The sequence below is a fragment of the Sulfurimonas sediminis genome, assembly GCF_014905115.1.
Lineage (GTDB): Bacteria > Campylobacterota > Campylobacteria > Campylobacterales > Sulfurimonadaceae > Sulfurimonas > Sulfurimonas sediminis.
In genome coordinates, this window is record NZ_CP041235.1 from 732,596 (window position 1) to 757,892 (window position 25,297).

The 25,297-nt window shown below is 36.4% G+C and carries 25 protein-coding genes; 15 read left to right on the forward strand and 10 right to left on the reverse strand.

Annotated features, from left to right (window positions below; translation table 11 throughout):
* Positions 1 to 243, forward strand: a complete 243-nt coding sequence (gene ccoS, locus FJR45_RS04050; protein ID WP_193151463.1) for a cbb3-type cytochrome oxidase assembly protein CcoS — start codon at positions 1 to 3, stop codon at positions 241 to 243.
* Positions 244 to 272: 29 nt separating this feature from the next.
* On the opposite strand, the gene FJR45_RS04055 is transcribed toward ccoS, so the two are convergent.
* On the reverse strand, positions 273 to 560 hold the full coding sequence (locus FJR45_RS04055; RefSeq protein ID WP_193151464.1) for a c-type cytochrome: 288 nt from the start codon (positions 558 to 560) through the stop codon (positions 273 to 275).
* Positions 561 to 673: 113 nt separating this feature from the next.
* Here FJR45_RS04055 and rfaD point away from each other — a divergent pair, with 113 nt between their 5' ends.
* Genes rfaD through FJR45_RS04070 form a run of 3 tightly spaced genes read left to right on the forward strand, consistent with a single transcriptional unit; the run spans position 674 to position 3,681 of the window.
* A complete protein-coding gene (gene rfaD, locus FJR45_RS04060) occupies positions 674 to 1,681 on the forward strand; it encodes an ADP-glyceromanno-heptose 6-epimerase (protein ID WP_193151465.1) in 1,008 nt (335 codons plus the stop codon).
* Positions 1,682 to 3,112, forward strand: coding sequence for a D-glycero-beta-D-manno-heptose-7-phosphate kinase (gene rfaE1 / locus FJR45_RS04065; RefSeq protein WP_193151466.1), 1,431 nt, complete (start codon positions 1,682 to 1,684; stop codon positions 3,110 to 3,112).
* Positions 3,106 to 3,681: a YfaZ family outer membrane protein gene (locus FJR45_RS04070; protein WP_193151467.1), complete on the forward strand. Its 576-nt coding sequence runs from the start codon at positions 3,106 to 3,108 to the stop codon at positions 3,679 to 3,681. Before rfaE1 ends, FJR45_RS04070 begins: the two co-directional genes overlap by 7 nt.
* On the opposite strand, the gene waaF is transcribed toward FJR45_RS04070, so the two are convergent.
* On the reverse strand, positions 3,678 to 4,673 hold the full coding sequence (waaF, locus tag FJR45_RS04075; RefSeq protein WP_226966468.1) for a lipopolysaccharide heptosyltransferase II: 996 nt from the start codon (positions 4,671 to 4,673) through the stop codon (positions 3,678 to 3,680). The genes FJR45_RS04070 and waaF overlap by 4 nt on opposite strands.
* Positions 4,654 to 5,943 carry a glycosyl hydrolase gene (locus tag FJR45_RS04080; RefSeq protein ID WP_193151468.1) on the reverse strand — a complete coding sequence of 430 codons (1,290 nt, stop codon included), beginning with the start codon at positions 5,941 to 5,943 and terminating at the stop codon, positions 4,654 to 4,656. The genes waaF and FJR45_RS04080 overlap by 20 nt, the downstream gene beginning before the upstream one ends.
* A 241-nt stretch (positions 5,944 to 6,184) precedes the next feature.
* On the opposite strand from FJR45_RS04080, the gene FJR45_RS04085 reads away from it, so the two are divergent.
* Positions 6,185 to 7,150 (forward strand): glycosyltransferase family 9 protein, encoded by a 966-nt coding sequence (locus tag FJR45_RS04085; RefSeq protein WP_193151469.1) that lies wholly within the window; start codon positions 6,185 to 6,187, stop codon positions 7,148 to 7,150.
* Positions 7,151 to 7,179: 29 nt separating this feature from the next.
* Here the strand turns inward: FJR45_RS04085 and FJR45_RS04090 are convergent, their stop codons facing one another.
* Positions 7,180 to 7,956 (reverse strand): glycosyltransferase family 2 protein, encoded by a 777-nt coding sequence (locus FJR45_RS04090; protein ID WP_193151470.1) that lies wholly within the window; start codon positions 7,954 to 7,956, stop codon positions 7,180 to 7,182.
* Positions 7,949 to 8,689 carry a lipopolysaccharide kinase InaA family protein gene (locus FJR45_RS04095; protein ID WP_193151471.1) on the reverse strand — a complete coding sequence of 247 codons (741 nt, stop codon included), beginning with the start codon at positions 8,687 to 8,689 and terminating at the stop codon, positions 7,949 to 7,951. The genes FJR45_RS04090 and FJR45_RS04095 overlap by 8 nt, the downstream gene beginning before the upstream one ends.
* A gap of 55 nt (positions 8,690 to 8,744) precedes the next feature.
* Here FJR45_RS04095 and FJR45_RS04100 point away from each other — a divergent pair, with 55 nt between their 5' ends.
* The 3 genes from FJR45_RS04100 to FJR45_RS04110 are packed head-to-tail and all read left to right on the forward strand — an operon-like array spanning position 8,745 to position 11,387.
* The gene (locus FJR45_RS04100) at positions 8,745 to 9,773 is read left to right on the forward strand and encodes a glycosyltransferase family 9 protein (protein WP_193151472.1); all 1,029 of its coding nucleotides are present in this window, start codon (positions 8,745 to 8,747) and stop codon (positions 9,771 to 9,773) included.
* The gene (locus tag FJR45_RS04105) at positions 9,763 to 10,842 is read left to right on the forward strand and encodes a glycosyltransferase family 4 protein (RefSeq protein ID WP_193151473.1); all 1,080 of its coding nucleotides are present in this window, start codon (positions 9,763 to 9,765) and stop codon (positions 10,840 to 10,842) included. The genes FJR45_RS04100 and FJR45_RS04105 overlap by 11 nt, the downstream gene beginning before the upstream one ends.
* Positions 10,839 to 11,387, forward strand: coding sequence for an acyltransferase (locus FJR45_RS04110; protein ID WP_193151474.1), 549 nt, complete (start codon positions 10,839 to 10,841; stop codon positions 11,385 to 11,387). The genes FJR45_RS04105 and FJR45_RS04110 overlap by 4 nt, the downstream gene beginning before the upstream one ends.
* On the opposite strand, the gene FJR45_RS04115 is transcribed toward FJR45_RS04110, so the two are convergent.
* Both FJR45_RS04115 and FJR45_RS04120 read right to left on the reverse strand, forming a co-directional pair.
* Positions 11,384 to 12,052: an acyltransferase gene (locus FJR45_RS04115; protein ID WP_193151475.1), complete on the reverse strand. Its 669-nt coding sequence runs from the start codon at positions 12,050 to 12,052 to the stop codon at positions 11,384 to 11,386. The genes FJR45_RS04110 and FJR45_RS04115 overlap by 4 nt on opposite strands.
* A complete protein-coding gene (locus FJR45_RS04120) occupies positions 12,042 to 13,262 on the reverse strand; it encodes an O-antigen ligase family protein (protein WP_193151476.1) in 1,221 nt (406 codons plus the stop codon). Before FJR45_RS04120 ends, FJR45_RS04115 begins: the two co-directional genes overlap by 11 nt.
* 68 nt (positions 13,263 to 13,330) lie before the next feature.
* On the opposite strand from FJR45_RS04120, the gene FJR45_RS04125 reads away from it, so the two are divergent.
* From FJR45_RS04125 to lgt, 6 genes are all read left to right on the forward strand, one after another.
* A complete protein-coding gene (locus FJR45_RS04125; RefSeq protein ID WP_193151477.1) occupies positions 13,331 to 14,263 on the forward strand; it encodes a glycosyltransferase family 2 protein in 933 nt (310 codons plus the stop codon).
* A complete protein-coding gene (locus FJR45_RS04130; protein WP_193151478.1) occupies positions 14,253 to 14,624 on the forward strand; it encodes a GtrA family protein in 372 nt (123 codons plus the stop codon). Before FJR45_RS04125 ends, FJR45_RS04130 begins: the two co-directional genes overlap by 11 nt.
* Before the next feature lie 114 nt (positions 14,625 to 14,738).
* Positions 14,739 to 16,025: a 3-deoxy-D-manno-octulosonic acid transferase gene (locus FJR45_RS04135; RefSeq protein WP_193151479.1), complete on the forward strand. Its 1,287-nt coding sequence runs from the start codon at positions 14,739 to 14,741 to the stop codon at positions 16,023 to 16,025.
* Between the two features lie 118 nt (positions 16,026 to 16,143).
* Complete coding sequence (gene hemN / locus FJR45_RS04140) at positions 16,144 to 17,514, forward strand: oxygen-independent coproporphyrinogen III oxidase (protein WP_193151480.1); 1,371 nt, start codon at positions 16,144 to 16,146, stop codon at positions 17,512 to 17,514.
* Positions 17,515 to 17,516: 2 nt separating this feature from the next.
* A complete protein-coding gene (locus FJR45_RS04145; protein WP_193151481.1) occupies positions 17,517 to 18,800 on the forward strand; it encodes a (Fe-S)-binding protein in 1,284 nt (427 codons plus the stop codon).
* Between the two features lies 1 nt (position 18,801).
* A complete protein-coding gene (lgt, locus tag FJR45_RS04150; protein ID WP_193151482.1) occupies positions 18,802 to 19,587 on the forward strand; it encodes a prolipoprotein diacylglyceryl transferase in 786 nt (261 codons plus the stop codon).
* A gap of 21 nt (positions 19,588 to 19,608) precedes the next feature.
* Here lgt and FJR45_RS04155 read toward each other — a convergent pair whose 3' ends face one another.
* Together FJR45_RS04155 and FJR45_RS04160 are read right to left on the reverse strand one after the other, a co-directional pair.
* The gene (locus tag FJR45_RS04155) at positions 19,609 to 20,097 is read right to left on the reverse strand and encodes a DUF2062 domain-containing protein (RefSeq protein ID WP_193151483.1); all 489 of its coding nucleotides are present in this window, start codon (positions 20,095 to 20,097) and stop codon (positions 19,609 to 19,611) included.
* 74 nt (positions 20,098 to 20,171) lie between these two features.
* Positions 20,172 to 22,022, reverse strand: a complete 1,851-nt coding sequence (locus tag FJR45_RS04160) for a GGDEF domain-containing phosphodiesterase (RefSeq protein ID WP_193151484.1) — start codon at positions 22,020 to 22,022, stop codon at positions 20,172 to 20,174.
* Between the two features lie 153 nt (positions 22,023 to 22,175).
* On the opposite strand from FJR45_RS04160, the gene FJR45_RS04165 reads away from it, so the two are divergent.
* Positions 22,176 to 23,450 (forward strand): DEAD/DEAH box helicase, encoded by a 1,275-nt coding sequence (locus tag FJR45_RS04165; RefSeq protein WP_193151485.1) that lies wholly within the window; start codon positions 22,176 to 22,178, stop codon positions 23,448 to 23,450.
* Here FJR45_RS04165 and FJR45_RS04170 read toward each other — a convergent pair.
* Positions 23,447 to 25,255 (reverse strand): EAL domain-containing protein, encoded by a 1,809-nt coding sequence (locus FJR45_RS04170; RefSeq protein WP_193151486.1) that lies wholly within the window; start codon positions 25,253 to 25,255, stop codon positions 23,447 to 23,449. The genes FJR45_RS04165 and FJR45_RS04170 overlap by 4 nt on opposite strands.
* Positions 25,256 to 25,297: the final 42 nt, after the last annotated feature.

Below are 25,297 nucleotides of genomic sequence, written 5' to 3' on the forward strand. Positions count from 1 at the left end.
ATGAGCAGTTGGGTAATCGGTATGATGCTTGGAGTGTCTATTTTTTTAGGAAGTATAGCTGTTGTGGCTTTGATATGGGCGATAAAGAAAGGGCAGTTTGATGATTCGGAGCATTTTTTAAATGCGGTAAAGTTTGACTCAACTGATGATTTAAATGATGCTTATAAAAAAGAGCAAAGAGTAAAAGAGTTAAAAGACAAAAAGAAAGAGAGTCTTAGAAAGAAAGATTACAGACCCGAATGAGTTACCTGAATAAGGTAACTCAAAAAATACTATTTACCGATAGTTTGAGCAAAAGCCTCTAAATCAGCATCAGAATAACGAGCAACCTGCCCCTTCATAATACCTTTCATTGGTCCACCGAAAGTTCCAGCTTTATACCCTTTAAGAGCCTCCGCGATTTCAGCATGAGTCATATCTTTAACAATTTTAGATTTCCCCATAGCTTTTTTCTCCCAGTTAGCACCATGACATGCAGCACAAGCTTTCCCGTTTACTGCAGCAGATGCAGCTGTAACTAATGCTAATGTAGCGATTGAAGCAATTACGATTTTTTTCATTTTTTTTCCTTAATTTCGAATTCAGTTAATATTATAATAGGTATAGTCTTAAATACTTGTTAATGAATTAAAAGGTATCATTTTATTAAAATTTATTGATTACGGATGGGAAGATGCGATACACAGAAGATGACTTAAAAGACAAAACAATACTTATTACAGGCGGTGCGGGATTTATCGGTTCAAATTTAGCATTTTATTTTCAAGAAAACCATCCGGATGCCAAAGTTGTGGTGCTTGACAGCTTTCGAAGCGGAGAAACACTCAGTAACGGGAATTTAAAAAGTTTTGGGCATTTTAAAAATCTCATAGGCTTTAGTGGTGAAATTATCAGTGGTGATATTAATGATAAAGATTTATTGCTTGATTTGGAAGTAAATTATGATTTTGATTACATCTTCCATGAAGCGGCCATCTCTGATACAACGGCACAGGAACAGGATTTGATGATAAAAACAAATGTCAATGCCTATAAAGATTTGCTTGACCTGGCTGTGGCGCATAATGCAAATATGATATATGCCTCTTCTGCGGCAACATACGGAAATGCAGAGTCTCCGCAGCGTGTTGGAAGAGAAGCACCCAACAATGTGTATGGTTTTTCAAAACTTTCTATGGATCATTTAAGCCGTGAATATATGAAAGAGTGCGACATTAATATAGTAGGGCTTCGTTATTTTAATGTCTACGGTGCACGTGAGTATTTTAAAAATACGACAGCTTCGATGGTTTTACAGTTTGGACATCAGATACTTGCAGGAAAAAATCCTCGGCTTTTTGAAGGGAGTGATAAGATTCTTCGTGATTTTATCTATATAGAAGACATTATACAGGCAAATATTAAAGCAATGGCACCAAATACAAGTGGGATATACAATGTCGGAACGGGCAAGGCGAGAAGTTTTCAGGATATTGTGGATATTTTGCAAAAAGAGTTGGGTACCTCTTTGGAATGCGAATATATTCCAAACCCGTTTATCGGTTCGTATCAGTTTCATACAGAAGCCGATATAGCAACAACAAAAGAGGCTTTGGGTTATGCGCCGGCTTATGAGATGGAAGAGGGTATAAAAGCGTATGTTCCAGAAATCAAGCGTATCTATGAGACAGAAGTAAAATAGATGCAGGTATTTAAAGAGGCAAAACCAAACATTTTGGTTGTGGGTGATTTGATGATTGATCACTACCTTTGGGGGAGTTGTGAGCGGATTTCTCCTGAGGCTCCTGTGCAGGTTGTGGATATCAATAAAGAAACGACAGTTTTAGGCGGTGCCGGCAATGTGGTCAACAACCTAAAAGCTTTGGGTGCGAATGTCAGTGTCAGCAGTGTGATGGGTGATGATGACAATGGCAAAGAACTTGTCAAAATGTTGCATGCTATTGATGTCAATACACAAAATCTCATTATTGAGGAAAAAAGAAAAACATCAAAAAAGAGTCGTGTGATTGCTGTTTCCCAACAGATTTTACGATATGACAAAGAGAGTAAAAACAATATTTCCAATGAGAGTGTACAAAAGATTTTAGAATCCCTTGCTAATACAATTGCTATGTATGATACTGTTATTTTGTCAGATTATGGCAAGGGTGTTTTAACACAGGAACTTTCACAGGGTATTATTGCGTTGGCAAAAAAACATAATGTAAAAGTACTGGTAGACCCAAAAGGAAAAGATTTTTCAAAGTATCGTGGAGCGTATCTGCTTACCCCAAACAAAAAAGAGGCGGTATTGGCAACAGGCATTGATATAAAGGATGAAACCTCTTTAAAAAAAGCACTCTTGAAACTGAAAAATGAGTGTGATTTGGATGTCTCTTTGATAACACTTTCAGAAGAGGGAATAGCAACATATGAAGAGGAAGTAAAAATCTTTCCTACCGTTGCCAAAGAAGTATTTGATGTAACAGGTGCGGGTGATACGGTGATAGCTTCTATCGCGTTTGCTCTGAGTGTCGGCAAAAGTCTTGAAGAGACAGCGGCATTTGCAAACTTGGCGGCAGGTGTCGTGGTTGGTAAAATAGGCTCGGCTACAGTAACCATTGATGAGATAGAAGATTATGAGGCTTCTTTGCATAAAAGCACCTCAGATGCTCATATAAAAAGTTTTGAAGAGATTGCAAAAATTGTGCAAAGATATAAGAAAAACGGTAAAAAAATAGTCTTTACAAACGGCTGTTTTGATATCTTACATGTAGGGCATGTAAAGTATTTGCAAATTGCCAAAAGCTTCGGAGATGTGCTGATAGTTGGCCTGAATTCTGATGCTTCCGTTTCTCGTCTCAAAGGTCCGAGCCGTCCTGTAAATCCGGCAGAGGACAGAGCCTATTTGCTGGCTGCACTTGAAGCGGTCGATTTTGTCGTGCCTTTTGAAGCAGATACACCTTATGAACTGATAAAAATGATAGAGCCGGATGTGCTTGTAAAAGGCGGAGATTATGCGGGAAAAGAGGTTATAGGTACGGAATTTGCTGGCGAGTTACGATTGGTTGATTTTGTCGATGGCAAAAGTACAACAAAAACCATAGAAAAAATACAAGGAAAAACATGTTAAAAAAAATCACTTTAATGGCAGCTTCGGCTGTGGCTGCATTTGCAATGAACAGTGCCAGTATCAATATAAACAATGAAGATTTAGAGTTAAATGCAAATCTGGATGTTGGACAGTTTAATGAGAATGTTGAACCGGAAACGATGTTTGTGGGCGTTCGATTTTTAGATGCCGATAATGCAAATCGTATAAACAATGAAGCACTGTATGAAGTTAGTTTTTTAATGAAAAAAGCAGTGGGCGAGAGCGATTTGTCTGTTGGTTTGGGTGTTAAAGCAAACTATACAAAGGATTATAGAACTCTACCTTTGGGAATTGCACTTGAGTATGCTTTACCTTCGGTAACAGTCGTCCCTATGGCCTTACATGCAGATGTTTATTATGCACCAAAAGTTTTAAGCTTTGACAAAGCAAATAAATATTTTGAATACAGAGTGGAATGTGATGCCGAGGTTATTGATCACGGTCATGTTGTGCTTGGATACCGACACATCAGAACTGATTACGATGATTTCAGAGGAAATTTCACATACAATGCATCAGGATATATTGGCTTTAAATTTGAATTTTAAATTTCTAACTTTTTTACAGCCTCTATCACTTCAGAGGCTGTAATCCCTTTCATACAGTCGTGATGCTTGAGCGGGCATTCCCGCTTCATACAAGGGCTGCATTCAAGTTCATGCCTTACTATTATACTTTTTTCATTTTTCCATTGTGAGGTCTCTTTGTACTTTGTGGGTCCGAATATAGCAACAGTCGGTACTTTATAAGCAGCAGCTACATGCATTGGTCCACTATCATTGGTTATAAAAAGAGAACAACCGCCGATATTGGCACACAACTCCTCTATATTTGTTTTTCCTGCTAAATTTGTATAGTTGTTTACATGTAATGCTTTGAGATTATCTTCTATCTCCTGTGCCATTTCGATCTCATTTGGTCCGCCGAATATTATAATGTCGTACTGTTTGCTAAAATAAGCCGCAACTTCTCCAAAGCGTTCAGGGTACCATCTTTTTGCACTGCCATAGGTTGCACCGGCATTGATGCCAAGTGTCGGTTTTTCAAAACTTTTTGCCTTTATGTAAAGCTTGAGAGGTGGAATTTCTTGAGTAAAATTATCTACATTCGCCATGGCAATTTGTGTGTACTGCTCTACTAAATGTTGGTTTGTTCTAATCTTTGGCGTATGTGAAAGGAGTAGTCTTGAGTGCCATGAAGCCCTTGCACAGCAGATGACAGTATTTGTAAAACGCAGTAGCAGGGTAGAGTAAATTTGATTCCGAAAGCTGACTGCCAGATGAAAAGTTCCCAACTCTTTCGCCAGTCTGTAGGTTGCCATAAAACGTGAAGGGGCTTTTTTTGTCTCATCAACAATGGCACGTTCACATAAAGGGTGGTGTTTGAGCGCTTCTATGCTGACATAACTGCCGACAAAGGTAAACTGCGCATTGGGATATTTCAAAGCCAGAAGTTCTATGGCCGGAGTTGCCATAATGGCATCCCCCAGCCAGTTTGGCAAAATGATTAAAATTTTCATATTAGATACGCTCGCTTGCATTGACCTGCTTTCCTACCTCTTTTGTAATGAAAATATACAAAGGGGAGGAGCCGACAGTCAAGGTTTCGTCTTTAATTTTTTCACCGGTTTTGGAGTAAACATCAAAGAAGTCTTGATTTTGGAGGGTTGTTTCTTTGAGTGACCAGTGAATTTGAAGTATCTTGTCATTGACAAGCACCTGCATTGTGTAGTAGCCTCTTTTAATATCCATGCGTAAAAACTGGGCATTTTTAAGTGTTTGAACCATATACAGATAAGTATAAAAAGCTTCTCTTTTTTTGATTCCTTCTCTGTTGTCAACCAGACCGTAGCCCGGAGCGATGAGCTGATGCCAGGAAACAGAATCGACCTGCTGGGAAGCAAAAGCCAAAAGATAGTAGCGCAGCATATAATCCCCATAGAGTGCTTCACTGACACATTCATACTCACTTGTTGGTGCATACGGTGCCGTATTTGAGAGAGGCCAGTTCACTTCGGTTACATGTAACTCCTGTTTTGTTTTTAAAGAGAGCCATACCAGAGTGCTTAGCAGGGCAATCTTATCGCTGAGGGTAAATCCGAGCTGTGTATTTTCAGGAGCACCACGCCTGTCAACATATAAAAGTGCAGCAATGCCGTCATACCTGCATTTACAAAAGTTAAAAAGAGTATGTACGGTAAAGTGAAATTCAAAATCTATAACACCGCTGCCTAGGAGTTTGATATCGGGAAATTCGTTTTTTTTCAAATCATAGGCAACTTTATAAAAAGCAAGGTATTCGCGTACTGAAAAAAATCCCCATTTTGCACGGTTAATTGTTGAACCGATTTCATAGCGTGTTACGGAGGTGCCCAATTTTGTAAAGATTACATGTAAGTCATTTTTAAGGAGTTGTAAATCTTCTATATGTTCACGGTCCTGCAGGATTTTAAGTATAATTTGCTTGTCGTTGTTTTGCTTTATAAATGTCGCAAGCGCATCAAGTTGGTCCATCTCCCAGAGTTTAAAACGGACAAGGATGCTTTTTACTTCCAACTCTGCAAGTATTGTTTGTGTCTCTTGGGTATTTCTTTGCCAGTCAACACCTAAAGAGAAAAATTTTTTAGTCTCTATTTTTTTTCTCTTAACAAAGGGCATCAATAAAATACTCAAGGGAAGAATAAACAAAGAAGAGACAAGTGTGAAAAGCAAGGAAAACTTCTCTTTTTTACGCATAGATTTTTTGTATCTCTTGTCTTGCAGCAGTGCCGGTTGGTCGGAATAGTTATCCCAGATAAAAGGTTTTTTCATAAGTAGCATTATATCTATTTTAAGATAAAATACTTAAAAATTATGAAGTTTTGGAATCAGGACTTGCTGTAATCTCGGATGAGAGTAAAAAAATGCAATAGCCGGCACTAAAGTACCGGTTCCTGGAAATATTTCACAACCTGCACTTTAGCCTCAATATCATTACGTTAAGAGGCTTTTTCGGAACCCGTACTTCAGTGCGGGCTTCTAGTTTTGAATTTTCTAATTGGGATAATATGCAATGCGAATATTGGTAGTAAGAACAGACAAGCTAGGCGATTTTATAACGGCATTGCCGGCTATGTACGCTCTCAAACAGCATAATCCCAAAAATAAAATCATAGCACTTGTCGCTCCAATGAACAAAGATTTGGCATTTACATGTAATTTTATTGATGAGGTTATTGTAGATGATGGGGAAAGCTCTGTTTTTTCGCTTGCTAAAAAGTTAAAAAAAGCAAATATTGATGTTTCAATCACACTTTTTTCAAATACAAGGGTGGCATTTGCACAATTTTTAGCAGGAATACAGACTAGAATAGCCCCTGCAACAAAAATAGCACAGATTTTTTATAATAAGCGAATTAAACAGAGACGCTCTGAAGTGAAAATGGCTGAGTTTGAATACAATCTTGCACTGACTCAAACCCTTTTTCCTGACATTCAACGGCAGTATCCAAAACCACTGCTTCAATTTGATGATGCCAAAAAGGAGTATAAAAAGTTTTGTGACGAGTATAAGATAACAAAAGATGTTATAGCTTTTCATGTCGGTTTTGGCGGTTCTTCAGATGCCAACTGGAATTTGGATGAGTATGAGATACTAATTCGTGAAGCCTTACATGTAAACAAGTACAGCGTAGTATTAACTTTTGGTCCAGATGAAAAAAACTTGAAAGAAGAGATGCAAAAGCGTTTGCAAGATACTGGTGCTATTTTTTATCTCTCAAATGAAGGCATCGTAAATTTTGCAAAACTTATCAGCAGTTTTAAACTTTTTGTCTCTACTTCTACAGGTACCTATCATTTAGCCTCTTTGGTTGGAACACCGACAATGACTTTTTTCGGTGATTCAAAGTTTGCAAGTGCCTCGCGATGGAAAAGTATTGGGGATGAAAAACTGCAAAAACATTATATGCTGCCGAGTGATAAAGCAAAGCGTGTAGAGATGTTTGAAGCAGTGAAACAGGATTTGTTAAATGTGTAAAAATATGCAGGCATGCACCAGCCGGCACTTTAGTGTTGACCGGGTTTTTTGTCTTTTAGTTCTTTGTTGAGTTCATAGAGTTTGATATATTTATAAAAATTTGTCACCATATGCGAATAGGCGATGACAAGTCCCACATAGCCGTCGCGAAACCCCTGTTTGAAAAAATAGGTTTTTATGAAAGAATAGGCTCCGTTAAAAAAGGCTTTTGCCGGAGAGGAACTTTTTTTGCCTGCATTGTTTTTTGCAAAAAGAGTGGAATATGTGTTGGCTTTATTGATAAACTGTTCTAGCGTGCTGTAAGGGTAGTGTTTCACTTGACCTTTTATCAGTTTTTTATGCAACTCTTTTGTTACAATATGCTCATGAACATGCTCGTTTGTAAAAGAAGTTATTGACCGATTGTATATTCGAATAATTTCATCATCAGCCCAGCAGTATTTAATTTGATTATTCTTGTAAAAGTTTGTTCTTCTAATGGAATAAACACTATTTTTTTGAAGTTTAGTTTTTTCGATATTTGTAATAAGTTCCATTGAAGGTATTTCATCTGCATCGAGTGAAAGTATCCAATCATTTTTTGCATATGTTGCCGCATGATTTTTAGTTGGACCAAACCCAATAAAATTTCCTTGGATTAAATGTACATTTTGAAATTTTTTTGCAATGTTAATAGTTTCATCTTGTGAGCCGTTATCATAAACTACAACATCGTTAAAAGAGTTGAGAGCACTCAAAACATCTTGTATAGTCTCCTCAGCATTTTTTACAATAATAACACAAGAGATATGAGCAATTTTAGTCATTAACAGGTTTTCCTTTGAGCCTCTTTTTGAAGTTCTTTATTTTTTTATTTTTATCTGAATGGTAAATCACTTGTTGCGTGAAGCTTTCGCTTACTTTATGATACTTGGCATACTCATCTGCTATGATTGTTAAAATTTTATTATTTGCCCAAAGTTTTGCAAAATTTTTGGCTCTGTCATTCTCGTTTAAGTTAAAAAATTTCATACGATTAATGTCTACTATTTTAAAAGTATATTGTTCGTTCTCTTTTTTAATCAATATATTTCCGGGCGAATAGTCATCATGAAAGATATTGTTGTCATGTAGTTTTAGAGTGAAACGAGCAAAAGCACGAAAAATCTTCTCTCTATCGGGAAAGTTTATATCTAAGAGCGGTTCTCGAATTGTGAAATTATAGTTAAATTTCTCACTTACAAAATAGCTTTCATTTAAAAGGCCAAATTTATAAAATTCAATATATCCAATTGCCATAGGAGTAAAATCTTGAAGTTTATGAGAATATTTATATGATTTTTTTGCTTTAGAATCACGAAAAAAAGAGTAAGCAATTTTGTTAATAATATTGGGCACTTTAAATGCTTTAACAACAGTCTCTGTCTTATTATAAGAGATGATTTTTAACTCATTTCTTGCTTTGTGGATAGTGTTATTATTTTGTTTAAAATATTGTTGAATGTTGAGTAGAAATTTTTTTAAACTCTTTTCGTATAATGGATTTATTTCATATTTCATATATTTCTCATAAATAATTTTGTATAATAAAATCAATTATACAAAAAAAGGGATTATGTTGAAGTTAAATTTTAGAAGAGGCAGTGCCTATGCTTCAAAATATGCGAGAGAATATTTAAAAGATAAAAAACCAAAAGATATAAAAAGTATAACCGTCATCCGACATGCGGCAATCGGTGATTTTATGAATATACGCCCTTTTCTGATTGAACTTCGCAAATTTTTTCCTAATGCCAAAATAACTTTAAGTGTTATAAAGCATTACATGTACGGAATTCCTGAAGATTTAATAGATGAGTTACATGTAATGAGCAGATATAAAGAAGATGGCTCTAAGACAGGAATATTGAGAAGAATCAAAGAAGCAAAAAAGCTTCCTCCCCAAGATATTATATTTGATTTGACTGATAGCACAATCACTCTTTTGCTTGTGTTTTTGTCTCAGGCAAAATTAAAAATAGGCTACCCGTATAGAACTGTTAGAAGAATGTTTTTTGATATAGCAACACTTAGAAGTGATTTTGTTGTGGAGGCTGTTTCTGTAGAACACATGCTCAATATTTTAGGAGCAAAAACAGAGTTTCCGCTTCATTATGGATTGGAAAAAATATATCCAAAAACAGAGGATCTTAAACAAATTGTTTATTTTGCTGGTGCTTCAACAAAAAGCAAGTGTTGGGAAGAAGATAAGTTTCGGGAGTTAATTGAAAAGATGTCTCAAAACTATCAGGATTATGATCATGTTATTCTTCAGGGTATCGGCAAAGATGAAAAATTTTATGAAATTTATGAACCGCTTAAAGAGAGAAAAAACATAAAACTTCAAGAAGTTATGCCTATAGAAGAAGTAATGCAGTTCTTGGCAAACAGCCGATGCCTTGTTTCTAATGACACAGGTGTGCGAAATATGGGCATTGCATTGGAAATTCCGACAATAGGCATCTTTTTTCATATACCGCCGTTTCGGTATTGGCCACGCGAAGAAAAACACGACTGTGTTTTTAATATTGAATATACCTCACCGAAAGTTGCGGATGTGTACGCTGCTACAAAACAACTCATAGACAAACTGTATGAAAAATAACAATATTTTAGAGTTGTGTCTGGCACATGGACTGGGTGGGCTTGAGATGTTTGTGGCGAGTTGTTATGAAGAATTTTCTAAAAAGGGTAGATGTAAAGTGGTTGTAGCACCACAAAGCAAACTGGATAACTATCTTGAAATAAATGATAAATTTAGTCTCAAAAGAAATAAGTTTTTTCCATTTATACCGGCTTTGCAACTGGCAAAATATATAGATGAAAATGAGATTGATATAGTACATTTTCACTGGAGCAAAGATATCGTAACAGCTGTTTTGGCAAAAATATTGAGTAGGAAAAAACCAAGATTAGTGCAGAGTCGACATATGGGGATGACCCGATTTAAAGATGATTTTTACCATAAATGGCTTTATAAAAATATTGATATGATACATGCTGTAACCCAGCAGGTACAAAAGCAGCTTGAAAAGTTCATTCCTGCAGAAGTGAGACCAGAGATTGCGATGGTACATCTTGGTGTAAAAGCTCCAAAGATAGATACCAATAAAGTGGCTGAATTGCGACAAAAGTATCAACTTCAAGATACTTTTGTTGTAGGAATTGTCGGGAGGATAGAAAAAGGCAAAGGGCAGTATAAGGTTTTAGAAGCTGTTGCTGATTTACAAGAGGAAAATATAAAAGCAGTCATTGTGGGAGCTTTTATGGATGATAAATATGCACAGGAGTTGCAGACGTATGTAAAAAAATTGGGTATAGAACAACAAGTGATATTTACCGGTTTTACAAAAGATGTAGATGTACATATGCAACTTTTTGATGTAAATGTGCTTGCTACAGAAAACGAAACATTTGGTCTTGTAGTGATTGAAGCGATGGCAAATAAAATTCCGGTTATAGCTACATGTAAAGGGGGACCGTTGGAAATTATAGATGATGGTGTGGATGGGCTGTTGTTTGATGGGAGTGTAGATGATTTGGGAGAGAAAATCCGACTTTTACATAATGATTTACATGTAAAAGAACGAATTGCTCAAGCAGCTTTAAAAAAAGTGAAAGAGAAGTTTGATTTTACTGCACAGCTTGACAAACTCTACAGAGTAATGAAATGAAAAAATTCACACTCCTTCAAAAGCTTCGCAATAAAATAAGAATCAAAGGCAGCGTTACTTTGTCGCTTGCTAAAAATGTAAAAATTACAAACTCCGATATTTCTATAAAAGGAAAGAATAATAGCCTGACTATTGAAGATGGTGTGACGATACGATACACACAAATAGAACTTTTAGGGGATAATTGCTCTTTATATATAGGCAAAAATACTATTGTAGGTCACGGTTGTTATCTCTCAGCAAAAGAGGGCAAAAAATTAGTTATTGAAGATGAGTGTATGTTGTCTAGAAATGTAAAAATTATGACTTCGGACGGGCATTTTATTTATATCGATACTACTGTTATTAATGAAGGAAAAGACATTGCAATAGGCAAACACGTCTGGCTTGCTGATAACGTTACTGTTTTAAAAGGAGTAGATATAGGGGAGGGGAGTGTGATAGGCATCAATGCTACTGTGACAAAAAATATTCCTGCTTTTTCTATCGCTGTCGGCAATCCGGCTGTTGTTGTGAAAAAAGGTATTACGAACTGGAGGCATTAATGATTCCAACTTATATTTTCCTTTAAAATTTTAGCAGGATTGCCGGCAATAATACTTTTTTTTGTACTGAAAGGTTTAGTAATTGTTGTATTTGCACCGACAATACAGCCATCCGGAATTACAGACCCCTTGAGTATCAAACTTCTTGCCCCTATCCAGACATTATTGCCTATAGTGATTTTTTTATCTTGATTGATAACAGTATGCTGCGCATTGTAAATAGCATGTTGGTCAGTATCCATAAGGATGCTTTGCCACGCTATCATAGTATTGTTTCCGATTTCAATCTCTTTAGCACAGATTATCATGGCGTCACCGGTGATATCAAATCTGTTTCCTAAAGTAAGGTTTCCGCTGACCATTATTTTTGCACCTACGCCAATTTTTGTTTTGCCCTGAAAATGAATCTTTCCTGTAATTTTTAAAATAGTTCGTTCATAGGAATAATCCATCATATCTGACCCACCAAAACCTATACGAACAATGCCAGTTTTTACTGTGGAGAGTTGCACTTTTCCAGATAAAGAACGCAGTTTTGTTTTACGGGAAACTATTATAGGCAGAAAAACTGCCTGTGAAAGTGGCAGAAGTCTCAGATTGACATAAATACTTTTTGGAAGTCCTGCAGTATATCGTATGAGTTTTACTATTTTGTCAATGTTCATATTGTGTCTCTAATCTTTGAATTGTATTAAAAAGTCCTGCAAAAAGAGCAAAAAAGATCATAGGATTCATGGTATGGAAAGTGTTATGTGTAAATGAAAATATTATAAATGACAGCCCGAATAAAAAGCTCATTAGTTTGTATTCTATATTTTTAATTTTAAAGGTCAGTAAAACATAAATAATTAGTAAAGAAATAAGTAGACCGACAATACCAAGCTGGGTAGATAATGTAAGAAAAGTGCTATGATAGTCAGCAAATCTTGACATTTGTTGAACATTGAAATTATGTGCTTTTGCGTAGAGTGTTATATTGTGCATGTTATAAGCGAGCCCTGTGCCAAGTAATGGATGGTTAAGAAAGGTATCAACTCCTATAATAGTCAAGGCTACTCTTGAGCCTCCACTTCCTGTATAATTGTTATACGCAACTACATTGTTGAAATCAGTATAAAGTTGATGTGTTCTATTGCCAAAATTTTTACTAAAACTATAAGCTAAACTAAAAGTAATCAGGAGTATTATGAAAGAACTTATAAAGGCTTTTATTTTGTTTTTCATGGAACTAAAAATTGTGAAAAATATCAAACTTATAAATATAATTTGTCCTGTCCGACCTCCATTTATAAAAAGGTTAGTTGTTGCCGTAAGAAAAAAGAGAATATAAAAAGATTTGTACTTTAAATTTTTTTCATAAAAGAGTTTGATTAATAAAATACTTATTGTAAAAGCTAAAATCGTACTGTATGTCATATGACTCATAAAAGGGGAAGGGTCTGTAGGTGAAATGTTTTTATAGTGAATCACCTCAAAAAAGATAGCATAAGACATAATCTCACTGATAAACATAGATAAAAGAAATGCTGATAGTATATGTGAAGTATATTTTTTATCAAATGAAGAATAAAATACAAATATAATAAGTAAATGTCGATATTTTGCTACATATTTTAGGGTAATTTCTGCATTTCCATGCCAAAGAATGGAGAGAAGGCTAAATCCTATTAAAAGTGCTATTGCAATACTAAGAAGATTATGTTTGTAAAGTTCAAATTTTTCTTTCCAGTTTCCCTCTATTATCCATAAAAGAATAGCTAGCATTTCAAAAAGATTTGTAGCGGCTTTTGATATTGGAAAACTAAAGGCATAAGCGATTAAAATAAGGCTTATGTATTTTTTAAAATCAATTCTTGTGTCAATAGTTGCTGTCAATATTGATCCATATTTTTAATTTTTTTGTAAGTGTACACAAATAAAATTAAAAAAGGTATAATTCGTGTATGAAAAATAGTAATCCTTTTTTATCCATAGTTGTTCCCTGTTACAATGAAGAAGATGTTATAGATATATTTCTGAACAAAATTTTCTCTGTTTTAGCATATATTGATGAAGATTTTGAAATCGTTTTTGTCAATGACGGGAGTCGTGACAGTACTTTGTCTGTGCTTAAAGAAAAATCCAAAGAGTATGGCAATGTCCGTGTTATCAACCTCTCAAGAAACTTTGGCAAAGAGGCAGCGCTTACGGCAGGGCTTGATGCATCCAAAGGGGAAGTTGTCGTTCCTATAGATGTTGATTTGCAAGATCCGCCTGAACTGATACTTGATTTTATCAAAAAATACAAAGAAGGCTATGACGTAGTCGTCGGTAAGCGTGTCGATCGTACAACCGACAGTACTGCCAAACGTATCAGTGCCGAGTTTTTTTATAAAATCCATAATAAAATTTCAGATATTGAGATTCCGCATAATGTCGGTGATTACAGGTTAATGTCGCGACGTGTTGTCAATGAGCTGAAAAAACTGCCTGAGAGTCAGCGTTTTATGAAAGGGCTTTTTGCCTGGCTCGGTTTTAAAACAGCGGTGGTTGAGTACAAAAGAGACGCGCGTATCGCCGGAGACAGCAGTTTTAACGGTTGGAAGCTTTGGAACTTTGCGCTTGACGGTATCACAAGTTTTTCAACGGCACCGCTTCGTGTGTGGCTCTACATCGGTTTGGGTCTTGCTTTTATCTCTTTTGTCTATGGTTCATGGATTATCTTAAAAACGCTTTTGTTTGGCGCAGACACTCCAGGGTATGCTTCTATGATCACTGTAGTACTCTTTTTAGGAGGTATTCAGTTGATGGGCATAGGCATACTCGGCGAGTATATCGGCAGAATATATGTAGAGTCAAAAAACAGACCGATTTATATAGTAGAAGATGAATATTAAAAGTCATATGCTTCAGCTGGCAAAATACGGTTTTTTTGGAGTGCTCGCAACACTTGTGCATCTTCTGAGTGCATGGGCGATTATTTATTTTTTTTCGGCTTCAGTATTTGTTGCCAATACTTTTGCGTTTTTTACAGCCTTCGTTTTTTCTTATGTTTTTCAGACCTTATATGTCTTTCACAGCACTTTTCATTTTAAAAAATTTATGAAATTTTTTTTGGTGCAGTATGGAACTTTTTTAGCTTCGTATTTTCTTTCCGATGCTTTTCCTGTGCAAAACAGCTATTTGCACACACTCCTGATAGTTGCTATAATGCCGTTTATAACATTCGTTATTCATAAGTTTTGGACATTTAAATAATTTTTTTGTCAATGCCATTTCTCAGTCGGCACTAAAGTACCGATTCCGATTAAATGGCTTTGTGCTTTTCAAGTTTAGAGCTTAGATTCCAAGTATTTAAAAAAGGAAGTTGATTTGTTTTTAGAACAAAGATTTAAAATTATTCAGATAAGTTTGCTTATTTTGGGCTTGTTTTTAGCGTGGTTTTACGCACAGCATCAAATCCTCACCGGTGATCAGACACAAATGCTTTATAAAGGGTATATGGGCGCATATAAGCATGTCTGGATAAATTACGGTAATGCAGCAAGTGCGGTCGGAAATGTCCCCGGAAGTATGATTTCATATGTGGTGGCTCTGCCTGTAATGCTCTATGATTCGCCGATGTCACCGATGTTTTTTTTGATATTTTTGCATCTTGCTTCCTATTTTCTCTTAGACAGTGTTTTAAAAGATATTTACAAAACAGATGTTCGTCTGATTTTTTTGGTACTTTACTGGCTCAATCCATGGTTTTTGTTTGAAAACATTTTATACAATCCTTCTTATCTTTTTTTCTTTTCTGCCCTGCATATTTGGACTGCCTACAAACAGCGTGAAAAAAGTTCTTTTGTTTATTCTCTTTTACATGTAACAGCCATAGGATTGGCTTTGCAGTTTCATTATTCGTGGATTATACTTGCGCTTATTTCGCTCTATCTGCTTTACAAAAACATGGTAAAGGTAAATTGGTACGGGGTGTTTTTTGGAACGCTTGTCATTGGTATCTCTTTAGTCCCATATTTGCAAACTGTGATGCAAAACAATGCAATAATCCATCATGCTGATGACACAGGACGGTATATAGGGTGGGGCGGAGTACATGTCTATCCGGTCCTGAAATCATTTCTTTACTGGCTGCGCTACGGCTCTTTTTTCTTTCCAAACAAGCTCATTGCCAGTGCACATTTTGACTGGCTGGGGGCTTCGAATTTTGTGCAGATGATTTTTGTGTACGGGTATAAAGCACTTGTTTTTTCAGTGGGTGCTTTTACAATTTACATATCCTACAAAGCAAACAGATATTTTTACACACTTGTCAAAGGAAAATTATTTACAAGGCACCAGCCTATAGAAACAAAACAGGAATGGCTGCTTTTGTATGTGTTTGGCGCACTTGTCGGGGTATTTGTCAGTTCTGTTTTATCGCCGATAATTTTTAGCTACTGGCATCTTATCATCGTTTTTCCCTTTGCTATTCTTCCTGTTGTGATTTATCTTAAAGAGTATGGGCAAAAGTATATGCCAAAATTATTGATTTTTATTGTGTTGTATTTTACTTTTATCAATATAATGGGTGCGTTAGACAGTCGAAAATACTCTATCAATACAGATTATGTGCAAGATACTAAAGCGTATATCAAAAAGAGTGTCACGCAATAGGTGTTGGCTTTAAATATAAAATGAAAATTAGATTTCATTCGAAACTCATATGCTTTTATGAGTTCTTCAACACTTTTTGGAGATAATCCAATGAATTATTGACAGAGGGAAGCAACAGATGGAATTAGACTTCGCAAAATTTACAAAATACTCCAAGCCGGGACCAAGATATACCTCCTACCCTACAGCGTTGGAATTTAATGATGCCTTTGGTTATGACGAATATATAAAAAAACTGCAAACACAGGACCCTTCTCGTCCTTTGAGCCTTTATTTTCATTTACCGTTTTGTAAAAATGCCTGTTATTTTTGTGGATGTAATGTTGTTTTTACCTCAAAAGAAGATAAAATGATTCGGTATATGGAGTATCTCAAGCGTGAACTGAAAATTCTCTCAGAGCATTTGGACTGTAAACGAGATGTGATTCAAATGCATTTTGGTGGAGGCACGCCTACTTTTTTTTCTGCCGCACAGCTAGATGAAATCATAAGTGAAATCAAGTCCTATTTCCCGAATTTTGTCGCAGATGCAGAGATTTCCTGTGAAATAGACCCGCGCCATATCAATGAAGAGCAAATGCGTGTGATGAGTGAACACGGATTTAACCGTGTAAGTTTTGGTATTCAGGACTTCAATGAAAAAGTGCAAGTTGCTGTGCATCGTGTCCAGCCCTACAATATTACAAAAGATGCAATGGATTTGGCACGCAAATACAATATGCACTCAGTTAATGTTGACTTGATTTACGGGCTGCCTTTTCAAACGCTCGAGACTTTTAAAGAGACGCTTTCCTTGGCACTGACTTTAAATCCTGACAGATTTGCGGTATTTAACTATGCGCATGTGCCATGGCTGAAAAAAACAATGCGAAAAATTGATGAAACGACTTTGCCGCGTCCTGAAGAAAAACTGCAGATTATGCAGTACACGATTGATTTTTTAACAAACAACGGCTATAAAATGATAGGTATGGATCATTTTGCAAAACCTGAAGATGAACTTTTTAAAGCCATAGACAAGGGTGAGTTGCATAGAAATTTTCAAGGCTATACCACCAAAGGCGGAGCAGATTTGATTGGAGTAGGGCTGACTTCCATCGGCGAAGGGGTTGATTACTATGCTCAGAATTTTAAAGATATGCCTTCGTATGAAGCAGCAATTGATGCGGGCAAACTGCCGTTTGAACGGGGGGTGGCATTGAGTGAAGATGATATGATTCGCCAGCATGTCATTATGGAACTCATGAGTAATTTCAAGCTTGATATTAAAAGATTTGAAGCACTGTTTGGGTTGGAATTTAAAAAGTATTTTGAAGATGCACTTTTGGATTTAAAACCTTTTATGGAAGAAGAATTAATAACAATGAATAATGAGTATATAGAATGTTCCCCAACAGGTACCCTGCTTATTCGAAATATTGCCATGCCTTTTGATGCCTATATGAAGCGTCATGCGGGCAGTGATAAAACATTTTCAAAAACGGTGTAAATATGAGTAAAAAACCAGAAGAAATTTTTAATTTTACAGAGATTGCTGATGATTGTGTCAAATGCGGGAAGTGTATTCCTGTGTGCACCATTCATAATGTCAATGCGGATGAGGTAACTTCTCCGCGTGGGTTTATAGACCTTTTAGGCGCATACAAACGAGGCAATCTGGAGCTTGACAAGACGGCAAAAGATATTTTTGAGAGCTGTTTTTTATGTACGGCCTGTGTTGAAGTGTGTCCAAAATCACTGCCGACAGATATGATAATAGAACAGGTGCGCAGTGACATCGCCCAGAAATTTGGTATAGCCTGGTACAAAAAAGCCTTCTTCTTGCTTTTGCGTCACAGATGGCTTAATGACATTGCCTTTAAGCTTGGGTATACCTTTCAAACCTGCGGATTTAAAATCAAAGATGATATTAACTCTATGACATCACGTTTCAATCTGCCGATTATAAAATCTGACAGATTGATGCCGAGTTTGACAAAAACATCTTTTTTAAATGCTCATCCTGAAAATATAAACAACGGCGGAAAGCGAAAAGTAGCTGTTTTTATAGGCTGTCTGGCAAATTACAATTACAAAAACATAGGGGACTCTCTTTTAGAAATTTTAGAAGTGCTTGAAATTGATGCATTTTTGGCAAAAAGTCAAAAATGCTGTTCTGCACCTGCCTATTTTACAGGTGATTTTGATACAGTTGATGCAAATGCGAAGTTTAACATAGAATACTTTGAGAGTTTTGCCAAAGATGTTGAGGCTATTATCGTTCCCGAGGCTACATGTAGTGCAATGCTCAAGATAGACTATGAACACTACTTTCATGACCAACCGGAATGGAAAGCCCGTGCAAAAGCTGTAATGAGTAAGGTTTTTATGGCGACGGAGTGGCTGCAACACCATACCCATTTGGAACACCTTTTGGCATCCAAGAAAAAAGCAAGTCCGATTGTAACCTACCATGACCCCTGTCATGCGAAAAAGATGCAGGGGATTCACGAAGAACCGAGAAATCTGATTCGCCAAAACTATACAATAGTGGAGATGAGTGATCCGAATCTATGCTGTGGATTTGGCGGTGTGACCATGCAGACAGAAAAGTATCATTTTGCAAAAGCGGCAGGTGTGCCAAAAGCAGCCATGATTCGAGAAACAAAAGCAGAGATTGTCAGTGCAGAATGCAGTGCCTGTCGTATGCAGATAAACAACTCTATGCACAATGCAGGGGTTGAGACGGTCTTTAAAAATCCTATTGAACTTATAGCCGAGGCATTGAAAAACTAAGATGGAGCATTTTGTCTGGAACGCTGACCCGATATTATTTTCATTCGGTCCTTTGCAGGTACACTGGTACGGACTTTTGTTTGCTGCCGCGATACTTTCGGGTTTGGAGTTTATGAAATGGGTCTATCGTTTGGAAAACAAAGATGAAAACACGATTGAACCGCTTTTTTTGTATGCGGTTGTCGGAATAGTTATAGGAGCAAGACTCGGTCATGTTCTGTTTTATGATCCGGGCTATTATTTTGCACATCCGATGAAGATTTTTGCGGTATGGGAAGGCGGACTGGCTTCTCACGGTGGAGGTCTTGGTGTTTTGATGGCTCTGTATTACGGATGTAAAAAGTATAAAACAGACTTTTTATGGCTGATTGACCGGCTTGTGATTCCAACGGCGCTTTTTGGTTTTTTTGTCCGTATGGGCAATTTTATGAATTCTGAAATCCTCGGAAAACCGAGTGAGCTGCCTTGGGCGATAGTATTTCAAAGAGTCGATATGATTCCAAGACATCCTGTGCAACTTTATGAGGCCTTTTCGTATCTTTTTATCTTTTTTGTGTTGGTGTTTATCTATAAAAGAAACTACAAGAAACTGCAAAAGGGCTTTTTGTTTGGACTTTTTCTTGTTTTGGTTTTCAGTGCAAGATTTTTGATAGAGTTTGTCAAAGTTCGACAGGCTGACTATTCTTTAGGCATTGATTTGACAACCGGGCAGCTGCTCAGCATTCCTTTTTTCATTGCAGGATTAGGTTTTATAGTGTGGAGTTATAAAAAGAGTCAAAAGGTTTAAGCCTTGCAAAAGCAAAGCAGTTTACCTGTCTGAATAATGTTTCTTTTTGTCTCTTTCAACAGATTGTTTCCAAAGAAAGTTTACTAAAAAATATCCTGCAAGTGAACCAAAAACAGAATATATTGCAGTGCCAAAATAAAGAGGTATAAAAATATTGTCCAAATTGTTTGAAAACCACTCCAGTGTCATTTGTACAGGTTCCGGTTGTATGCCGAGCAAAAAAGAACCGGTCAGGTATTCCATATAGTACATTGGGGGCATTGTCAAAGGATTGCTCAGCCAGCACATTGCAAGGGCTACAGGCACGTTGAATCTTACAAAGGGAACAAAAAGCAAAACAGCCGCCATCTGCATGGGCATAGGGATAAATGCTATAAAGAGACCTATAAGTACACCGCGTGAAATCATTTTACGGTTTGTTGCAAGATACTCTGGGGGTATTTTATATTTTTTTATCAGATCTTTGAGTTTTTTATGTTTGGAGGTTTTTTTTAAAGTTTTTCTTATCATCTCTGTACTTGTTTTCGATAAATTTGTTCCGGATTATAGCAGGAGAGAACTTATAAACAGCAGTGAAAAATGTTTTAGTGCAGGTCTGCACTCGGTTTGTCTATATAATAACCCTGCGATTTGTTTACACCCATTTCTATGAGTTTTTCATGTATCTCTTTTGTTTCAACATATTCTGCTATTGTTTTTATATTCATCTCTTTGGCAAAGGAAATGATGACGGAGGTCAAAACTTCCGAACTTTTGTTGTTCAGAATAGACTTGATAATGCTGCCGTCTATTTTGATAAAATCTGCCTGCAGTTTCATCAGGTATTCAAAGTTTGAGTACCCTGTGCCAAAATCATCTATGGCAATACGGCATCCGTAGGATTTCACTTTCTTGATAAAGCGTTCAACGGTGTCAAAGTTTTTTATACTTTCACTCTCGACAATTTCAAAAATAACTCTCTCTCCTATGCCATAGTTTTGCAGCATTTGAAAAATATATTCATTCATATTGTGATCCAGAATGTCTTCGATGGTTAAATTAATGGAAAAATCATAGGTATTGTCTTTAAACGCTTCAAAACTCTTTCTGATGACAATTTTTGTCAGTTTTTTATAAAGTTTGGCTTTTTTTGCAATTTCCAGAAAGTGCCATGGTGTTACAATGTTTCCTTTCTTGTCTACAAGCCGTATCAGTGATTCGTATTTGGTGACTGTACGCGTTTTGTTGTCCATAATAGGTTGAAAAAACATAATGATTCTGTTCTCCAAAATGGCATCTTTTATCTCCTGAATCCATTTTAGATTATTTTCATATTCTTCGTTGAGTGAGGCTTCATCATTGTAAAAAACGATGTTTTTTGACTCTTTTTTTGCAAGTTTGAGTGCCATATTTGCTGTAGGCAGGAGAAGTTCTGTCTCTTCAAAAGAGATACCGACTGTTATGTTTAAATAGATGTCATGGTCTTCAATGGTAAGAGGATGTTTGTGTATTTCGTCTATAAGTTTTGTGAGATTGTTTTTGAGAGTGTCGCGGTTTTTCTCTTTGGAGAGTAAAACAAACTCGTCACCACTGAGTCTGAAGAGTTTACATTCCGGATTTTTTTTAAGATTTTCCTGCAAAAATTCAGAAAATTTTATAAGAACCTTGTCTCCGAATTTTTCACCATAAAGATCATTTATCTGACTGAAAGTATCTATATTTATCAAAAGAAGCGAGAAATTGTTTATCTCCTTTTTTGCTTCTATCAATGCCCTTCTGTTTGGCAAACCTGTCAGAGAATCTGTGTAAAACATTTTGGTTAACTCATCCTGGGTATATTCCATGAGTTCATTGTGTTTTTCTTTGAGTTTTTCTTTTGTGTTGATATCTGTTTTACGAATAAAATATTTGAGTAAAAGATATATACCGCACAAAGCGGCAGTAACATTCAAAAAGAAAAAAACTTCCTGTGCAAGGGGTGGTATGGTGTGATTGTAATGTGTGATAAGAATAGGGTCTATGACGACTGACAACACAACCAGAGCTACAAATGAGTAGAGCCAGTACTGAGACTTTTGCTCCTTTTCATGAATAAGCGAGGCTATAGGGGCAAAAAATGCCCAAATCATGACATAGCTTCCCTGCGCGAAGCCTCCTAGGGTCCACATGAGCAGAAACGGTAAAATAAGAACCAGTAACATTTGGACTCTCTGAACGATTAACAAATTTTTATTTCGCTTGTAACACCAAAGGTTTACAAATGAGACACAAGAGTAAAAAAGAGGAATAAGTGCCGGAATATACTGTTCAAAAGCGATATAAATAAGAGCCCAGACAAGACTTACGGGCCCTATAATCATCGGCACTATAATAATAGACGCTTCTTTGAGTTCATCTTCACTGACCTGTTCAGTGTTAAGTAGTATATGTAAATAATGTTTATAGGCTTGAATCATTCGTTAACTTTTAATTTTTCAGTAATTATATCACAAATTTATCACAAGTATTGCTGAAACAGCTATTAAATTTTATTATCTGATTTATAAACAAAATGTGATAGAAAGGGGAGAAAATATGGTAAAATTAGATATATTAATTGAGGGAAGAAAATGTCATTTGAAAAGCTGGGAGTTTTTAAGCCGTTACTGGATGCTATAAAGGATTTGGGCTATACAGAGCCTACTCTGGTGCAAACAAGGGCTATCCCCTTGGTACTGGCAAAAAAAGATGTTTTTGCCACAGCACAGACAGGAACAGGCAAGACAGCTGCTTTTGTTTTGCCGATACTGCAAAAACTGAGAAAACCTGTGCAGGGCAAAGGAGTCCGTGCTGTTATACTTTCTCCTACACGAGAGTTGAGTATACAGATACATGATGATATTTCGGATTTATCAAAATATATGGAGATTCGGACAACAATTCTGGTTGGCGGCAAAGATTTGCAAAAGCAGCGTGAAGCCTTGAAAAAGGGAACGGAGATTGTTATTGCAACACCCGGACGCTTGCTTGAACATATAGAAAACGGTTTGAGTCTCAAAGATGTGGAGATTTTTGTGCTTGATGAAGCAGACAGAATGTTGGATATGGGTTTTACCAAAGATATCCGAAAAATTCATCCGCTTATGCCAAAGAGACACCAGACACTTCTTTTTTCGGCAACATTCAGTGACAAGGTACGCAGGCTCTCCAAACTTATTTTGACCAAACCGGCGTTTATCGAAACGGCGAAAAAGAACACAACCGTAGATACAATCAATCAGGTGGCTTATCTTGTGGATACTGAGAGAAAAGCTGAACTGTTGGCGTATTTGATAGGGTCTAGAAACTTTCCTCAGGTTTTGGTTTTTACAAGAACAAAAGCAAGTGCCGACAGACTTTTTGAAGAACTGCAAAAAGACGGACTAAAATGCGGGATTCTTCACGGAGACAGAACAAAAGCAAACCGCTTAAAAACACTCAAACAGTTTAAAGAGGGCAAAACAAGAGTATTGGTGGCAACCGATATTGCTTCACGCGGTTTGGACATAGAAGAGTTGCCCTATGTCATTAACTACGAATTGCCTTCAATCCCGGAGGATTATGTTCATAGAGTAGGGCGTACAGGGCGTGCCGGACGCGAAGGTGAGGCAATCTCTCTCATTGATATTTATGAAAAATATGACATAAAAGACATCGAAAAGCTCATAGGACAAAAAATTCCCCAGGAAGTGGTCGAGGGTTTTGAACCGGATCCTACGATACGAAGAAAAGATGTGGACGAAGTCAAACTCAAGGCGGAACATAAAAAACCTGAAAGTAAACGAGTTCGTCACTACAGTAAAAATACCACAGGCATACAGACGAAACGAAATCCAAAAAAGCGTAAGACAACCAAGAGGGACTAGTCTAGAATATTTGGCAGAGGCTTTCCTATATGATAGCCCTGGAGCATATCAATCCCAAGTTCTATAGCCTTGTTTTGTATTGTCTCGTCTTCTATATACTCGGCAATGGTTATAAGGTCAAGCTCTTTTGCCAAATTGATAATATTTTTAAAGAGTTTTTCATAATGTATGTCTGATGCAATATATTTGACTATGGAACCGTCAATTTTAAGATAATTGAGATTCAGTTTGATAACATTTGAAAGATTGGAATATCCGCTTCCAAAATCATCCATGGCAATTGTGATTCGGGCATCTTTTGCTTTTTGTATAAATTCACAGAGTGCATCAAAATTGTCAAACTCCTCACTTTCTAAAATCTCCAAGGTTAACTGTCCGGCAATATCTTCTTGGACTGCCTGTGTGAAAATGGCTTCGCAGAATTCTGAATTTTGAATATCCAAAGCGGAAATATTAAAAGAAAAGCTTAAAGAAGGGTTCTTTTTGGCTATTTGAATAACCTGTGTAAACATTTGCAGAGAGAGTTTATGATAAAGAGGTGTCTTTTTGGCTACATCCAGAAAATACCAGGGCGCAACAATCTCTCCGTTTTGCCTCTCGATACGCATAAGTGTTTCATATTTGATGATTTTGTGCTGCTTGACATCATATATGGGTTGCAGGTAGCTGTAGACTTTGTTATATTGCAGGGCATAATCTATATCATCCAAAATACGTTTGTTTTTTTTGTTGTGATTCATATTTTCATGATACAGGGCTAAGAGCATATTGTGCTGTTTTGCAAATTTCAAGGCTATTTCGGCATGAATAAACGGATTGGAACTCTCTACAACTTCTCCTATACCGGCTTTCATGCTGAGTGTAGTTTTGTATCCCTCACAGGTAAATTTTTGTTGATGCAGAGCAGAGAGTATATCTTCTGTTTTTTGCATAAATGTTTTTACCGCCATTGTCTGTGTGTTGACTATGCAAAACAAGTCTGCATGGAGTTTATACAGTTTCAGGTCTACAGGGATGTTTTTTTGCAGCAGTTTTGCAACATATCTCAGATATTCATTTCCGTAGGCATAACCGTAAATATCATTCAGCATACCAAAATGTTCAATATCCAAAATGGCAATAAAAAAGGGAGTGCCATTGTGGTTTTTAGTTAAGTCATAAACAAGTTTTTTGGCATTTTCAAGCTGGGTAAGTGCATCAACATTGTAAGCCTTTTTAATTTCGTCTGTTTTTTGTTTCACAATACTGTTTAAGCGTTTGACAACGATGAAGTTGAAAAACATATAAAACAGAATGATAAAAAATACAGGGACAATCAGATACAGAATTTTACTTAAAAGTATATGTTTGAGTGTGATGATGTCTTGAATATTGTAATCGGCACCGACAACATATTTTTTACCGTTTTTTGTCTGTTTAAGTATGTAGACACTGTAAAAGTCTCCCCACTTGTCTTTTGAATGATTAAAAAGAGGTTGGTTGAAGTTTGTCGTGTTAAAAAGCTCTTGCAGTTGCGGGTCTGTATATGTATCAAAAGAGTAGATGTCACTGCTGTTTTGTTCCAAATCTTTTTCTTTGGCACTTGAACTTGAAAATCTGATGATATTGTTTTTATCCCGGATGAAGGAGTATACATAGGCAAGACGGGTATTGCGGATAAACTGAGTAAGATTTTTAATATTTTCAAAATCTTGTGCATACGTAGGCTTGTTTGCAAGCAAATTATCATCATGATAGGTACTTTTCAGAATCAAAGGGACACTGTTTGCACCATGGAGCAGCTCTTGTCTAATATTTGCATGCAAGGCTTTTTCAGCCGTACTGTAAGAGTATAACCTGTAAAGAAA

What these genes read in the sequence shown, in the direction of transcription:
- ccoS (WP_193151463.1), top strand. Translation starts at nt 1, where the DNA reads ATGAGCAGTTGGGTAATCGGTATGATGCTTGGAGTGTCTATTTTTTTA.
- FJR45_RS04055 (WP_193151464.1), bottom strand. Translation starts at nt 560, where the DNA reads ATGAAAAAAATCGTAATTGCTTCAATCGCTACATTAGCATTAGTTACA.
- rfaD (WP_193151465.1), top strand. Translation starts at nt 674, where the DNA reads ATGCGATACACAGAAGATGACTTAAAAGACAAAACAATACTTATTACA.
- rfaE1 (WP_193151466.1), top strand. Translation starts at nt 1,682, where the DNA reads ATGCAGGTATTTAAAGAGGCAAAACCAAACATTTTGGTTGTGGGTGAT.
- FJR45_RS04070 (WP_193151467.1), top strand. Translation starts at nt 3,106, where the DNA reads ATGTTAAAAAAAATCACTTTAATGGCAGCTTCGGCTGTGGCTGCATTT.
- waaF (WP_226966468.1), bottom strand. Translation starts at nt 4,673, where the DNA reads ATGCAAGCGAGCGTATCTAATATGAAAATTTTAATCATTTTGCCAAAC.
- FJR45_RS04080 (WP_193151468.1), bottom strand. Translation starts at nt 5,943, where the DNA reads ATGAAAAAACCTTTTATCTGGGATAACTATTCCGACCAACCGGCACTG.
- FJR45_RS04085 (WP_193151469.1), top strand. Translation starts at nt 6,185, where the DNA reads ATGCGAATATTGGTAGTAAGAACAGACAAGCTAGGCGATTTTATAACG.
- FJR45_RS04090 (WP_193151470.1), bottom strand. Translation starts at nt 7,956, where the DNA reads ATGACTAAAATTGCTCATATCTCTTGTGTTATTATTGTAAAAAATGCT.
- FJR45_RS04095 (WP_193151471.1), bottom strand. Translation starts at nt 8,689, where the DNA reads ATGAAATATGAAATAAATCCATTATACGAAAAGAGTTTAAAAAAATTT.
- FJR45_RS04100 (WP_193151472.1), top strand. Translation starts at nt 8,745, where the DNA reads ATGTTGAAGTTAAATTTTAGAAGAGGCAGTGCCTATGCTTCAAAATAT.
- FJR45_RS04105 (WP_193151473.1), top strand. Translation starts at nt 9,763, where the DNA reads ATGAAAAATAACAATATTTTAGAGTTGTGTCTGGCACATGGACTGGGT.
- FJR45_RS04110 (WP_193151474.1), top strand. Translation starts at nt 10,839, where the DNA reads ATGAAAAAATTCACACTCCTTCAAAAGCTTCGCAATAAAATAAGAATC.
- FJR45_RS04115 (WP_193151475.1), bottom strand. Translation starts at nt 12,052, where the DNA reads ATGAACATTGACAAAATAGTAAAACTCATACGATATACTGCAGGACTT.
- FJR45_RS04125 (WP_193151477.1), top strand. Translation starts at nt 13,331, where the DNA reads ATGAAAAATAGTAATCCTTTTTTATCCATAGTTGTTCCCTGTTACAAT.
- FJR45_RS04130 (WP_193151478.1), top strand. Translation starts at nt 14,253, where the DNA reads ATGAATATTAAAAGTCATATGCTTCAGCTGGCAAAATACGGTTTTTTT.
- hemN (WP_193151480.1), top strand. Translation starts at nt 16,144, where the DNA reads ATGGAATTAGACTTCGCAAAATTTACAAAATACTCCAAGCCGGGACCA.
- FJR45_RS04145 (WP_193151481.1), top strand. Translation starts at nt 17,517, where the DNA reads ATGAGTAAAAAACCAGAAGAAATTTTTAATTTTACAGAGATTGCTGAT.
- lgt (WP_193151482.1), top strand. Translation starts at nt 18,802, where the DNA reads ATGGAGCATTTTGTCTGGAACGCTGACCCGATATTATTTTCATTCGGT.
- FJR45_RS04155 (WP_193151483.1), bottom strand. Translation starts at nt 20,097, where the DNA reads ATGATAAGAAAAACTTTAAAAAAAACCTCCAAACATAAAAAACTCAAA.
- FJR45_RS04160 (WP_193151484.1), bottom strand. Translation starts at nt 22,022, where the DNA reads ATGATTCAAGCCTATAAACATTATTTACATATACTACTTAACACTGAA.
- FJR45_RS04165 (WP_193151485.1), top strand. Translation starts at nt 22,176, where the DNA reads ATGTCATTTGAAAAGCTGGGAGTTTTTAAGCCGTTACTGGATGCTATA.